12 protein-coding genes are annotated in these 13,118 nt (G+C 58.0%); 3 read left to right on the forward strand and 9 right to left on the reverse strand.

Annotated elements, in window-relative coordinates; all coding sequences use genetic code 11:
* Window positions 1–404 precede the first annotated feature (404 nt).
* Window positions 405–824, forward strand: a complete 420-nt coding sequence (locus F4U95_RS23700; protein WP_150426928.1) for a DUF1810 domain-containing protein — start codon at window positions 405–407, stop codon at window positions 822–824.
* 104 nt (window positions 825–928) lie between these two features.
* Here the strand turns inward: F4U95_RS23700 and F4U95_RS23705 are convergent, their stop codons facing one another.
* The 3 genes from F4U95_RS23705 to ligD all read right to left on the reverse strand — a co-directional run bounded on the left by F4U95_RS23705 (window position 929) and on the right by ligD (window position 4,596).
* Entirely contained in the window at window positions 929–1,192 is a 264-nt protein-coding gene (locus F4U95_RS23705; RefSeq protein WP_150426935.1) for a DksA/TraR family C4-type zinc finger protein, read from the reverse strand.
* A 66-nt stretch (window positions 1,193–1,258) separates the two neighbouring features.
* Window positions 1,259–2,080: an exodeoxyribonuclease III gene (gene xth, locus F4U95_RS23710; protein ID WP_150426929.1), complete on the reverse strand. Its 822-nt coding sequence runs from the start codon at window positions 2,078–2,080 to the stop codon at window positions 1,259–1,261.
* Window positions 2,077–4,596 (reverse strand): DNA ligase D, encoded by a 2,520-nt coding sequence (gene ligD / locus F4U95_RS23715; RefSeq protein WP_246171701.1) that lies wholly within the window; start codon window positions 4,594–4,596, stop codon window positions 2,077–2,079. The genes xth and ligD overlap by 4 nt, the downstream gene beginning before the upstream one ends.
* A 333-nt stretch (window positions 4,597–4,929) precedes the next feature.
* Between ligD and F4U95_RS23720 the strand changes: the two genes are divergently transcribed.
* On the forward strand, window positions 4,930–5,934 hold the full coding sequence (locus F4U95_RS23720) for an extracellular catalytic domain type 1 short-chain-length polyhydroxyalkanoate depolymerase (RefSeq protein WP_246171704.1): 1,005 nt from the start codon (window positions 4,930–4,932) through the stop codon (window positions 5,932–5,934).
* Between the two features lie 38 nt (window positions 5,935–5,972).
* Here the strand turns inward: F4U95_RS23720 and F4U95_RS23725 are convergent, their stop codons facing one another.
* Window positions 5,973–6,920: a GNAT family N-acetyltransferase gene (locus F4U95_RS23725; RefSeq protein WP_150426931.1), complete on the reverse strand. Its 948-nt coding sequence runs from the start codon at window positions 6,918–6,920 to the stop codon at window positions 5,973–5,975.
* 86 nt (window positions 6,921–7,006) lie between these two features.
* Between F4U95_RS23725 and F4U95_RS23730 the strand changes: the two genes are divergently transcribed.
* Window positions 7,007–7,291 (forward strand): KTSC domain-containing protein, encoded by a 285-nt coding sequence (locus F4U95_RS23730; protein ID WP_246171702.1) that lies wholly within the window; start codon window positions 7,007–7,009, stop codon window positions 7,289–7,291.
* A gap of 6 nt (window positions 7,292–7,297) precedes the next feature.
* Here F4U95_RS23730 and F4U95_RS23735 read toward each other — a convergent pair whose 3' ends face one another.
* The 5 genes from F4U95_RS23735 to F4U95_RS23755 all read right to left on the reverse strand — a co-directional run bounded on the left by F4U95_RS23735 (window position 7,298) and on the right by F4U95_RS23755 (window position 12,953).
* A complete protein-coding gene (locus tag F4U95_RS23735; protein WP_150426932.1) occupies window positions 7,298–7,552 on the reverse strand; it encodes a hypothetical protein in 255 nt (84 codons plus the stop codon).
* Window positions 7,553–7,556: 4 nt separating this feature from the next.
* On the reverse strand, window positions 7,557–8,468 hold the full coding sequence (gene ku / locus F4U95_RS23740) for a non-homologous end joining protein Ku (protein WP_150426933.1): 912 nt from the start codon (window positions 8,466–8,468) through the stop codon (window positions 7,557–7,559).
* A 176-nt stretch (window positions 8,469–8,644) separates the two neighbouring features.
* Window positions 8,645–11,182: a PAS domain S-box protein gene (locus tag F4U95_RS23745; protein ID WP_211364040.1), complete on the reverse strand. Its 2,538-nt coding sequence runs from the start codon at window positions 11,180–11,182 to the stop codon at window positions 8,645–8,647.
* Between the two features lie 164 nt (window positions 11,183–11,346).
* Window positions 11,347–12,456 (reverse strand): NAD(P)-dependent alcohol dehydrogenase, encoded by a 1,110-nt coding sequence (locus F4U95_RS23750; RefSeq protein ID WP_150426934.1) that lies wholly within the window; start codon window positions 12,454–12,456, stop codon window positions 11,347–11,349.
* 110 nt (window positions 12,457–12,566) lie between these two features.
* Window positions 12,567–12,953, reverse strand: coding sequence for an alpha/beta hydrolase (locus tag F4U95_RS23755; protein ID WP_246171703.1), 387 nt, complete (start codon window positions 12,951–12,953; stop codon window positions 12,567–12,569).
* Window positions 12,954–13,118 lie beyond the last annotated feature (165 nt).

Genomic DNA, 13,118 nt, shown 5'->3' on the forward strand with positions numbered 1-13,118 from the left:
CGTGCTCGCTCCCTGCGCCAGCACAATCTCAACTTCACGCAGCTTGCCGATGATCTCTTCCGGCTTGTGCTTCTTGCTCGGCATTCAATGTCCCTTTCATGGTCCAGACTATCATAGTCTCTGGGCCACTCAGCGGGGGGCAGATCACGAAGGCGGACCAAGCTGGGCGAACAATCCTCCGGAGTTCAATCAGGCCTATGCGGACCGCGTCGCGAGCTATTATGGTGTGTCTTCCGCAAACGTCACATAGTTATGTGCCCTTTTCCTTCACATGCCCTTTGTGGTGAACCCCATTGAATAAGGTCATCCGTTGCCCGACCAGTACATCGCTCGAGGCTTTGGCATGAGAGCAGTCTGCCTGTGACCCAAATCTGTTGGACTCAGCCTATGCAGGAAGCGCTTCTATGCCCGACGATGCCACACTCGCCCGCTTCGTCGAAGCACAGGCAAACGCATATGATACGGCCCTTTCCGAGATTCGGGCCGGCGCGAAGCAGAGCCACTGGATGTGGTTCATCTTCCCGCAGCTACGCGGCCTTGGTCAGAGCCCGACGGCGCAATATTATGGCATCGAGGCGCTATCTGAAGCGCAGGCCTATCTCTCTCACCCGGTTCTGGGGGTTCGTTATCGCGAATGCGTAAACGCGCTTCAGGCGCTCGGAGGTAGCGACGCGGTTGCGGTTTTTGGCGCGGTGGATGCAATGAAGTTACGATCATCGCTTACACTGTTCGAAGCGGCCCGACCTTGCTTTTTATTCGAGGAAGCGTTGGAGCGCTGGTTTGACGGTGAGCGTGATATGGCAACGCATCGCTTGCTCGCCTGACATCGGAACGACAAGTTCCGCCTCGATGATAATGGAGTAGGTCAGCGCGGCGGCGGGCGCGGCACGCCTCGCACCACGCAGACCCTTCGCGCCCACGTTGAAGATCACCGCAATTGACTGTCCTTGCTTCCCCGACGATTGAATACCGAGAAGGCGGCCCTAGTGTCGCGCGCTGATTGACAGGGTACGCAGGTACGCGCTCCTGGAAGGGCGCGCCGCCGTGCTTCAGGGATTTCCTCCCCGCATTCATCGCAATATGTCTTGCCTTGACCAGAAGGCATGCGCGCCCGCGCGAAGTGTACGGCATCTTTCATCGTATCGTCGATCTGATCCTGTACCGCGCCATCGCGCGTCCAACCGCCAGCCATGATTTTAATCTCCAGGATATTCATGGAGAAAAACGGGGAAGGTGCCTGCTCGTTCCTCATGGGATTTCAAGCCGCGAGATGCCTCGGCTTCGCCCTCTTGCGTGTATGGAGCGGCTCATCGCTTAACATGACCCACACCGGAGCATGATCGCTGCTTTTCTCCCATCCACGCACATGGATATCAACCTGCGCATCGACGAGGCGGCCCGCCAGCATGGGACTAAGCAGCAGATGATCAATCCGCAGGCCTGCGTTTCGGGCGTAGGCGTTGCGAAAATAGTCCCAGAAAGTGTAGATGGTTTCGTCGAGATGGACCGCGCGAAGTGCGTCAGTCCAGCCCTGACTGGTTAGCTGAACAAAAGCGTCTCGCACCTCTGGCGCGAACAAGGCATCTTCTCGCCACCGCTCTGGCTTACAAACATCCCTCTCCGTCGGTATCACATTGAAGTCGCCGGCCAGAAGGACCGGCAATCCTGTTTCAAACAGGGTGGCGGCATGCTCGATAAGGCGATCAAGCCAACGCAGCTTATAATCAAATTTGGGACCTGGCCGCGGGTTGCCATTGGGAAGGTAGAGGCCGCATATGAGAATGCCGTTGACGGCTGCTTCAATGTAACGGCTCTGCATAGGATCCGGATCATCGGGCAGCCCCCGCCGCGTCTCGTGGATTTCGCCGACACGGCTCAAAATTGCCACGCCGTTCCAGCTCTTTTGCCCATGCCAGATCGCTTGATAGCCTAGCTTAGCGAGCTCTACCCTTGGAAATTTTTCCTGGGACGCTTTTAGCTCCTGCAAAATGACAATGTCCGGCTCTGCCTCGCCAAGCCAGCGTAGCAATACAGGCAGACGGCCATTGACGCCGTTCACATTATAGGTTGCGATCTTCACAGGTCCGGCAGGATCTGATCGGCCCGCCCCCAATGGGCGAGGTTCTTTGAACCTGCGCGCTTCACCATCTTGGCTGCGTCACCAATGTGCCAGTGCGCTGCGCTGTCGAGAACGCGAAGCTCGTCCCATGTAAGCGGCACCGCGATCGGCGCGAACGGCCTTGAGCGAGCGCTGTAAGGCATGACCGCTGTGGCGCCGCGTTGATTGCGCAGATAGTCGATGAAAATCTTTCCCGTACGTTTGGCTTTGGCCAGCGCAGCCGTAAAACGGTCAGGATCAGCCTGCGCGAGCGCCATCGCGAAACGGTGGGCAAAATCTTTCACCTGCGGCCATTCGGCGGCTGGGGTCAGCGGCGCAATCACATGGACGCCCTTACCGCCTGTCACCATCGGAAAGGTCACAAGACCCATCTGGCCCAGAACATCCCGGAGATGGAAGGCGGCCGAGGCCACGTCCTTGAATTCCAGTCCCTCGTCCGGATCGAGGTCGAAGACGAGGCGGTCGGGTTTCTCGACATCCTCGATCCGAGCGCCCCAGCCATGAAACTCGATGGTGCCCATCTGCACACAGGTGAGGAGACCGGCAGCTGTATCAATGAACAGATAGGGTTCCTCATGGCCATCTTTCTCCAGAATGCCCACTTGCTTCACGCTATCGCCAAAGCTTCCAGCATCATGTTTCTGGAAGAAGCATTTTTTGTCCCGGCCCTGGGGACAACGCACCAGGCTGATGGGCCGGCTTCCTGCCCAGGGCAGCATGATGTCTGCAACGGCCTCATAATAATCCGCCAGTTCGCCCTTTGTGAGCTTGCCTTCAGGAAAGATCACTCGCGTACGATTGCTGATTTTGACGCTGCTGGTCCCGCCCGGCCCCACAGCCGTCGTGACCGGCGTCTCGACCTCAAACACAACCGCTTCGGGCTTCTTGTCCTCGCGCAGCCCTAGATAGCTTGAATGACGCAGTACGCCCTCTTCGGTAAACTCGATATAGGCAATTTCAGCGACGAGCCGGGGTTTGAGCCAGGTCGCGCCGCGCACAGCGGCGCGAGGCGCTTCAAGCGTTGCAGCTTTCTGCTCGAGCGGCGCCATGAGTTTCATCAGCCGCTCGACCTCGTCCCCGGAAAAACCGGTGCCGACCTTGCCGGCGTAGCGCAGCTTGCCCTTTTCATGAATGCCGAGGAGCAGCGCACGGAAGCCGCGCTGCTTGTCCGAGGGTGTCCAGCCGACGATCACGAACTCCTGGCGGCGGACGCATTTGGTCTTGACCCAGGAGCTTGATCGCGAGCCTGTATAGCGTGCATCGACGCGCTTGGAGATAACGCCCTCCAACCCGGCACCACAGAAGCTCTCGAACAACTGCTCACCGCGTCCAATGATATGGTCCGAGTAGCGGATATGCCCCCTGCCCTCGCCGATCAGGGCAGCGAGCTTCTCTTTGCGCTCCAGCAATGGGCGGCCGCTCAGGTCTTCACCATCGAGCTCCAAAAGGTCGAACGCCATATAGTCTATTTTGTCGGGGTCATTCTTCAGCGCGGCCTGCAGCGCCTGATAGCTCGTTCGCCCATCGGGCAGGATCACGACCGCCTCTCCATCAATCAAGGCGCTATCTGCGTCCAAGGTCACCGCGTCTGCGATCAGGCCGGCGAACCGGTCGGACCAGTCGAGACCCGACCGCGTATAGGCTCTCCCCTCACCAGCGCCGAGCGCCAATAATGTGCGATAGCCGTCATATTTGAGCTCATGGACCCACCGGTCACCCGCCGGGACGTGATCAACGAGGGTGGCCAGCTGCACCGGCTGGAAAGGAGGCAATTTCGCTTTGCCTTTCTTAGGCGGTCTGGCCTGTGTCTTTACTTTTGAGGCAGCGGCCCGCCTGGTGACTGTAGCCCTTGCAGACTTTTGTTTCGATACGGCTTTGCCAGCAGCGATCTCCTCCATGGTCCGGCCGGTATCAACACTGGTAAGATGAATGCCGATGAGGTCATCCGAACCACCGGCGAAGGCATCATTGACCTTTCGCAGGATCCAGTTCTCGCTTTTCTCCCTGCCGCGCGGTTTCAAGCGAAACAAAATCCATTCGCCCTGCATACGCCGCCCATGAAGGATGAAATGCAGATGCCCATCGGGTAGCGTCTTGCGCGGATTTTTGCCCGCGATCGGTTCCCAGACGCCATTATCCCACAGCATGACGGTGCCTCCGCCATATTCGCCCTTGGGGATCGTGCCTTCGAACCGTGCATAATCGAGCGGGTGGTCTTCGGTGCGGACAGCCAGCCGTTTATCATCCGGATTGGCGCTGGGCCCCCGCGTGACCGCCCAGCTCAAGAGGACGCCGTCCAGTTCCAGCCTGAAATCATAGTGCAGTCTGGACGCGTCATGTTTCTGCACGACAAAGCCATTACCGCCCGTTGGAAGGCTGGTGCCTGATGGCTCTTTCGTCCGCGCGAAATCCCGTTTGGAACGATAAAGCGCGAGACTGTCATTTGACTGCTGCGTCGACTTCTTCCCCATGTTCATCCGTCCGATCTGTTGCCTAACAACCGGCTGTAGGGCAGACTCGTTCCCCCCCCGATCACACATCAGTTTACAGATTCATTATCGCTTTAGCCTTGTGCGCGCGACACATGCAGCCATATTGTGCAGCGCAGCATAACTACGCCTTCTCTATGTATTCAGCTCGCTGCCTGGCTGAACGGGAGATATTCGCGTGACCAGATTATCCGCTACCATAGCCAAGCTCACAGGCCTGCGCGCAACGCCCGTAATTCCAGGGGATGCAGATAATCAAGCCGGCTCAAAGACCTAGAAAATTTCGGCTCCAATCCTGGCGCTCTCAAGGCAAAGATCCATATTCCGGGTCACGTCAGCAAGAGGCCCGCGCTCGTTGTCGTTCTTCATGGCTGCACCCAGACCGCCGGTGGCTATGATCGCGGCTCGGGCTGGTCCACCCTTGCAGACGAGCATGGGTTCTTGCTGCTATTTCCTGAGCAGCAACGCGCCAATAATCCTAATCTTTGTTTCAACTGGTTCTCGCCGTCCGACAATGAGCGCGATCGAGGCGAGGCACTATCGATCCGCCAGATGATTGCCGCGATGGTCGAAACCCACGGGATCGATCCCTCCCGCATCTTCGTGACGGGGCTCTCAGCCGGCGGTGCCATGACATCTGTCCTCCTCGCGAGTTACCCCGATCTTTTTGCAGGCGGCGCGATCATTGCCGGGCTGCCCCATGGATCAGCTTCCAATGTTCAGCAGGCGTTGCAAGCCATGCGCGGTCCTGGGCCAGATAACGCCAAGGCGCTTGGCGATCGCGTCCGTGGGGCGTCGAGCCACCAAGGCGCGTGGCCGACTATATCGATCTGGCATGGCAGCGCCGATCCAACGGTGAACGTGGCCAACGCTGACGCGATCCTCGCGCAATGGCTCTCTGTGCATGATCTGGGACATGCTCCGGACCGCACGGAAAACATTGCCGGCCATCGGTATCGCGTCTGGTCAGACGCAACGGGGCGTCCGCTTATCGAAGATTATCGCATCGCCAATATGGGCCATGGCACACCGCTCGCTACGACCGGAGCGCAAGCCTGCGGCGTGGCGATGCCCCATATGCTGGAGGCAGGCATTTCCTCAACCCGCCGGATAGCGGCATCCTGGGGCCTGATGAACGATGTAACAGAGCATGTCTCAACCCAACAGCCCGCATACCCGCCGGCGGAGGCATCAACTTTGCCAGCGCGCCGGATCAGCCGCCTTGAGCCGATGTCCTCCACGTCTCCGCACGCCAACGTCTCCGCTAAGGCTGGCGTTGAGAAGATCATCCATGATGCACTCCGGGCGGCCGGCTTGATGCGGTGACCGATCCATTCATCGCGAACGATCACAGCCGCCGCTGACTAATCGTTGGAGGGCAGGTCGCGTGCAAAGCGGTAGCTGGTCTGTTCGAACGTGAGCGTCCGGAAGAAATTATGGGCGTTGCTGATCTCGATGTCACTCATGGCTTCGACCCGGGTGCATCCGGCCTTGATCAGCGCTGAAAAGGCATGGTCCAGCATAGCGCTGGCGATGCCTTGGCGGCGATGGCGCTTGTCCACCAGCAAAAGGCTGATGCGCCCCATCGGGCCATGTTGAAGCGTCTGGACCGTGGCCCAGCTGCAGCAGCCGATGATGCCCCCCTTCTCGGCCACACATGTCCCGCCACGCGCCTCGCGCACCTTTTCAAGATTGCGGGCGATGCCCAGTTCATCGATTGTGACCCCTGTGAGTTGACGCAGCAGCCCTGACAGATCCGCCGCGTCAGAAGGCTTTGCGGTGCGTATTGCAAGGGCAGCAGAGACAAGCTCGGCGCTGGATTGAATTGCCCTGGGCTGCGGCTGCGTTGTATTTCGTTTGATCGGTTTAGAGACCTTGCGCTTGCCAGCTTTCTCGTCCGACGTAGGCGAGACGGGCCTGGCTGTGGTTGCGTCGGCCCCGCCCTTCCCTGCATTCCGACGAGACTGTCCGGGGCCACTGCCCCTCTGAGGTCGGCGGGGACGGATGACGGGTTTGTAGTCGTCCTTGTCTTTCTCGCGTACCTGGGAGGCTTGTTGAGGCCTGGCACGCGTCGCCTCCGCCGATGCTTTCCAGGTGCTGGAGGCGCCCTTGCGCAGATAGGTTTCTATATCTTCCGGCGTAGCAGTGAGACCCTCATCGCCAACGCCAAGCAGAGCCGTGCCTTGAGCATCGGTCAGCCCAAATTTTCCGTAGTCGCCACTGCCAGGCTTGCGCTTGCGCGATTTCAGAAGCTTGAGACCACGATGTTCCGCCATGTCCCGCAATTTTTGGTCGATCGTCTCGTCCGCCATGATGGGACAACCCACCGATCGCACGCAGGTTCAAATGCAACCGCGTCCGCCTTGCTAAGCGGCTTATGGGCATGAGGCCTGCTGGCTTGTTCAAGGGCGGAACCGCAATGGCTTCCAGGCGCTCCATGATTATGCGTGCCCGCCGTCTCCTTTCTTCCATGATCGACCGGATCGCCTATGACGAGGCATCGAAAATTCTCACCGTCACCTTCCGCGAAAATGGCAAATACCTCTATTACGACGTGCCAGCAGCGGTTTTCGATGCCTTCAGCAAGGCGCCATCTGCCGGCAGCTTCTTCAACGCGCACGTAAAGGACCAATTCCGTTTCATCCGCGATCCGGAACGAAAGCGTTTTGGTCCCTATGCGTAGGATCGTTCACGCGTCGCCCAGTGCACGATAGACGGACATGAGGTGGCGGCCTGCTATCGCGCGAGCACGAGGTGACCGGATCGTCTCCTCATTGGTCTCATGAAGCATGGTCAGCATATCCAGCAATTCCTGCCGGGGCATGCCGTTCTCGAGCATATGCGTGCCCATCAAGGTGAGTAGATTGCTCCACAAGGTGATGGAGGCCTCGGCAAAAGCCGTTTCGCTTTCATCGTCCGTCACCTGCCGCAACAAATCGGCCATCGCCTCACGCCCGCTTTTTGGCCGGAGGCTTACGTGCAGGTTTGGCAGCAGATTTTGCATCACTCTTGGCGGAGGTCTTGGTGGAAGCCTTCTTAGCCGGCGACTTCCCCTTGGCAGAGCCGCTGCCTGCCGGTCCGATCGATTTCTTGAGTGCTGCCATCAGGTCGACGACATTGCTGCCGCGAGGGTCTGCGCCGCCTTCTTCATCGCTATCGATGTTAAGTGTTTTGCCCTTCTTTTTGCGCTCGATGAGGTCCTTGAGGGCATCGACATAGCGGTCATGAAATTCGCCCGCATCAAACTTGCCCGTCTTCTTGTCGATGAGCGTGGTTGCAAGGTCGAGCAGCTCTTCATCGGGATCGCCATCCCCTATCTCACGAAAATAGCTTGCCGCCTTGTTGACCTCGTCCGCGTAGCGCAGCGTCTCCATGACCATACCGCGGCCGCAGGCCTTGATACTCACGACATATTCGCGGCCGCGCATCGCAAGCTGCCCCAGCCCCACCTTGCGGCTGCGCCGCAGCGCCTCGCGAAGGACGATGAAGGCCTCTTCAGCCAGATCATCGGCTGGCACCACATAATAAGGCTTTTCAAAATAGATCATGTCAATGTCATGGGCATCGACGAACTGGGTCAACTCCAGCGTTTTCTTGCTCTCGAGCTTGACCCCCTCGATCTCGTCCTCATCAAGCAGCACATATTCGCCCTTGGCATATTCGAAGCCCTTGACGATATCGTCGATATCGACCGGCCCTATGCCAGGCACGACCTTCTCATATTTGATGCGCTTGCCCGACGGTTCATGAATTTGATTGAAGGCAATCGTCGCACCGCTCCTGGTCGCTGAATAAACTTCGACCGGAATAGAAACGAGAGCCAGTCGGATCTGGCCTTTCCAATAGGGTCTTGCAGCCATGATCGTCTCCTGACGGTTCCGATCTCTCAACACGCCATCGCACGCCCCGTTCCGCTCCGATGTCGGGAGCGCTCCGTTCACCGATTGGCCCTCGCGCCAAGCCTATCGCGCGACCGCCTATGCCAGCGCGCCAGAGGTTGGGGCAGGCCCGTCCGCAAGATGATCGCTGCAGTGGATCAAGATCGGATAAGCTCGCGAATGCGCGCGGTTAACGAGTCGACTGCAAAGGGCTTGGTGAGCACCCCCATCCCCGGTTCGATATCCTGGCCCCCGACGGCCGCGGTCTCCGCATAACCGGTTATGAACAACGTCTTCAACCCTGGTCTCGCCACGCGACCTGCATCTGCCAGCTGACGTCCGTTCATCCCACCGGGCAATCCTACATCTTTAATGAGAAGATCAATACGCGCATTAGACCGCAGCACCTTGAGGCCGGATATCCCATCAGCGGCGTCCACTACTGCATAGCCCAGTTCTCGAAGTACGTCGGCCACAAGCATTCGAACCGTGGCCTCGTCGTCAACGACCAGAACGGTCTCACCTTCCTGCGCAAGCGCAGCAGGCGCGCGCGGTAACTCCTTCTCGTCACCACTGACCAAACCCTCGTAGCGCGGCAGAAAAAGTCGCACCGTCGTTCCTTCACCGACTTGCGAATGAATGCGAACCTGTCCACCTGATTGCTGCGCAAACCCATAGATCATTGAGAGCCCGAGCCCGGTTCCCTGCCCGATTGGTTTGGTCGTGTAAAATGGCTCGAAGACGCGCGCGATCACATCTGAAGGCATGCCTACGCCGGTATCGGTTACGCTCAAGGTCAAATATTCGCCTGCCGGCAGATCATAGATTTTGGCAGCTTCGCGATCGAGCGCGAGGTTGCTGCTTTCAATAAGAATGCGCCCGCCATCAGGCATGGCATCGCGGGCATTGATGCAAAGATTGAGCAGGGCATTTTCAAGCTGGCTGTTATCCACAAGCGCCGACCACAGCGCGGGTTCGCTCACGGTTTCGATCGCAATGGCAGGCCCAACAGTGCGTTGAATGAGGTCAGTCATCCCCTTGATCAACGCATCGACATCGGTTGGCCGGGGGTCGAGCGTCTGTCGCCGCGAGAAGGCGAGAAGACGATGCGTCAAGGCAGCGGCGCGCTTCGCCGCGCCTTGGGCGGCAACCATATATTTGTCGATTTCTGTCAGCCGCCCCTGATCGATCCGAAGGCCCATCAATTCCAATGATCCTGAAATGCCGGCAAGCAGATTATTGAAATCATGCGCCAGGCCGCCAGTCAGTTGGCCTACGGCCTCCATTTTCTGCGACTGGCGCAGCTTTTCCTCGGACTGCATCAATTCCGACGTGCGCTCGGCGACCCGCTGTTCGAGCGTCTCATTGAGCGCACGAAGCTCAGCAATCGCTTCGTCACGTTGCGCCTCGATTGCCCGCCGATCCTCAATATCTATGAGTACCCCTGGAAAGTTGAGAGGAGTGCCGTCAGGGCCGTGATCGACACGGCCATTGGCTTCAATCCAGTAATAATCCCCATCGCCCCGCCTTACGCGATATTGATGAGCGTAGCGGCCGCCGCGTGCAACAGCGCCGTTGATCGCTTCGGCAAGCCCAGCCTGATCGTCGGGATGAACCGTGGCGACAATCTGCGAGAGCGGAATTCCCTGGCGCCCCAGCGCGGGATCCAAGTCGAAAGCGCGCGCAAACCCATCGTCGACCGTGAACTGGTCGCTCGGGATATTCCAATGCCAGGTTCCTATGATGGCGCCTGCTTCAAGAGCGAGCTGCACGCGCTCAATATTCTCTCGAGCTACTGCTTCGCTGATCCGGAGACGCTCTTCTGCCTCACGGCGCGCGGTAACGTCGTTGAATATGATGGCAATCTGCTTGTCTTTGGGATCGCCGACCCGCACTGCCCGCACGTCGAACCAGCGCTTAAATGCTTCGGCATAATTCTCAAAGTTTGTCGGTTCGCCCGCCAGTGCGACATGGCCATAGGTCTTGAACCAGAAAGGTTCGAGATCGGGCGCAAATTCGGTGACCCACTTGCCGCGCAGATCCACCCCCGATTGCCGCTCAAAGGCTGGGTTGGCTTCGACAAAGCGGTAATCAATAGGTTGATCATTCTCGTCAAATTTCACCTCGACGATAGCGAACGCTGCCTCAACGGTATCAAAGATGGTCTGGAATCGATCCTGCGCCTTTTTAAGCGCAGCCCCCGCCATATGTTCTTCAGTACGATCGCGCAGGATTTTGACAAATCCCAGATGCTCGTCGGCGTCGCCGAGGAGCGGCATCATTTCGCCAGACGCCCAGAAGCGCTCACCATTTTTGCGCAAATGCCATCGCTCGTCAGTCGCACGGCCAGCAGCAAGAGATCGGCGCATTTCTTTGTCAATCTGGTCGCTGGCTCGATCTTCAGGCGTAAAGATACGTTCTGCACTCTGCCCACGCATCTGCGCGGCGGTCCAGCCCATCACATGCTCTGCACCCGGATTCCAGTCTGTGATCGTTCCGTTTGGATCCGTAACGACAATGGCAAAATCCGCTGCACTTTGAAAAACGGCGCGATGACGTGCCTCATCGGTCGCGAGATGAATTTTATCGATGGGCGATGGCTGACGTTCCGATTTTACATCCGGATCAATGCCTGCGGCCGCTAACATTCCCCGCAGGCGCTTGATCTCGAATTCCAAAGCTACATTGTCGGACATGAATCTATCGCCAATCCCATCGACGTCACAAAATGGCGACCTGTCATTCTGTTAAATCGCCCAGAGCGAAATAGGATGCAAATGTCGAAAATTCCCATCCACTCGCAAGCATTTCGCGCGTCACAAAAACACGATCTCTGCCGGATTAATGAGCGGGACGTTAGCTAGCTCTCCTGCTGATCATCGATCTCCGCTTTCAGGCTCGCCATGTCGATGACATAGCGGAAGCGCACATCGCCCTTCTCGACCTTCCTATAGGCGTGATTGACGTCCTGAATGGGGATGATCTCGATGTCGGGGACGATGCCATTCGCGCCGCAGAAGTCGAGAACTTCCTGAGTTTCGGCGATCGAACCAATGAGCGAGCCGGCCACCGATTTGCGATGAAAAGCCACTTCCATATTGTTGACCGGTGCCATGGGCTCCAAAGCGCCGACGACCGCGATCGTGCTGTCGCGCTTGAGCAACTCGATGAAGGGGTTGATGTCATGCTTTTCAGGAACTGTTGAAAGGATGAAGTCGAAGCTTGCCTTGAGCGCCGCGAACGCCTCCTTGTCCTTTTCCCAGATCCCCTTGGCGCCGAGATGCTCGGCATCTGCAATCTTCTCCTTCGTCGTAGTAAAAATTGTGACGTCCGCTCCCAGCCCAATGGCCAGCTTAGCTGCCATATCGCCAAGGCCACCAAATCCCACTACGCCAACCTTGTCACCGGCTTTCACTCCAAAATGCTTGAGCGGCGAGTAGGTCGTCACACCTGCGCAGAGGATGGGGGCGGCGTCCGCGGGTTTGAGCGAAGGGGGTATCTTGAGGACGAAATCTTCTTTTACGACAACGATGTTCGAGTAGCCACCGAAGGTATTGTCTCGTCCGTAGATGTTCGTCCCGTCGGGTGCCTTTGCTTTAGGCACCATCGGCCCGTTATAGGTAGCAAGCCAGCTATTTGGCCCCTCGCAGTAATTTTCTTCGTGATTGGTGCATGGACCGCATGTCCCGCAACTGTCGATCATGCAACCCACACCGACGAGATCGCCGACCAGGTGGCGGGTCACGGCGCTGCCTGCCTTCGTAACCCGACCCACAATCTCATGCCCGGGCATGCTGGGATAGACGGTGTTCCCCCATTCGTTCTTCACCTGATGGACATCAGAATGGCAAATACCGCAGAACAGTACTTCGATTTCGACCTCTTGTGGGCCGGCCTCGTCACGTTCAATTTCGAGCGGCTTTAAACGGCTAAAACTATGTTTGGCGGCATAGCCTGTGACTTTGATCATGGATCTACCTTTCAAAAATCTGTGGAAGGTGGTTGTATGCCGCGCGATCGCTCGGACGCGTCAGGCTGCAGGCGCGTCCCGGCGAACTGATCGCCGGGGAGGACACACTATCAGGCGAAGTTCGATGGAACGCTGGCTGCCGACGCACCGTGTCTCTCAAGAAAGGCAAGAGCGGCTGAAGCCACTTCTTCCCAGCCTGGCTCGTTGCAAATATGATGGCTGCGGCCAGCGAAGGGCAAGAACTCTGTCACGCTCGCCTCGTCAGTGTAGCCCTTGTAATTTTTTTCGGTCAGATGCGCGGGGATGATCTGGTCGTCCTCGCCGCCGATGAGCAGAAGGGGGGCGTGAGGCGCATCAAGGTCTATCTTGCCGTCGGATCCCATGCAGTCGCGCAGCACATTGCGGCTGTCATGCGTTGCAGTGGCCTCAAACTCCCGCTCGGCTTCCGCTTCGCTAAGCGTGTTGGCAAAAGCGTCATGGAAGGTTTTAGCGTTCATGAGGACGGGATCATTGCCCTTTAACAGGTTGCGGAAAAAGGCTCTTTCCTTGAGCCGCTTGAGGTGATTCAGACGCCTTCAACTGAGGTTGAAGGATTTGAGATGCGGGGCGGCGATTACCGGAGCGAAGGGTTGTTTTCCTACGTGAGCTGCGAAGCTCGGGTT

The organism is Sphingobium limneticum (assembly GCF_008710165.1).
In the GTDB taxonomy this organism is placed as follows: Bacteria; Pseudomonadota; Alphaproteobacteria; order Sphingomonadales; family Sphingomonadaceae; genus Sphingobium; species Sphingobium limneticum.

Coding starts and splice junctions, on each gene's coding strand:
- F4U95_RS23700 (WP_150426928.1), top strand. CDS start 405: ATGCCCGACGATGCCACACTCGCCCGCTTCGTCGAAGCACAGGCAAAC.
- F4U95_RS23705 (WP_150426935.1), bottom strand. CDS start 1,192: ATGGCTGGCGGTTGGACGCGCGATGGCGCGGTACAGGATCAGATCGAC.
- ligD (WP_246171701.1), bottom strand. CDS start 4,596: ATGAACATGGGGAAGAAGTCGACGCAGCAGTCAAATGACAGTCTCGCG.
- F4U95_RS23725 (WP_150426931.1), bottom strand. CDS start 6,920: ATGGCGGACGAGACGATCGACCAAAAATTGCGGGACATGGCGGAACAT.
- F4U95_RS23735 (WP_150426932.1), bottom strand. CDS start 7,552: ATGGCCGATTTGTTGCGGCAGGTGACGGACGATGAAAGCGAAACGGCT.
- ku (WP_150426933.1), bottom strand. CDS start 8,468: ATGGCTGCAAGACCCTATTGGAAAGGCCAGATCCGACTGGCTCTCGTT.
- F4U95_RS23745 (WP_211364040.1), bottom strand. CDS start 11,182: ATGTCCGACAATGTAGCTTTGGAATTCGAGATCAAGCGCCTGCGGGGA.
- F4U95_RS23750 (WP_150426934.1), bottom strand. CDS start 12,456: ATGATCAAAGTCACAGGCTATGCCGCCAAACATAGTTTTAGCCGTTTA.
- F4U95_RS23755 (WP_246171703.1), bottom strand. CDS start 12,953: ATGAACGCTAAAACCTTCCATGACGCTTTTGCCAACACGCTTAGCGAA.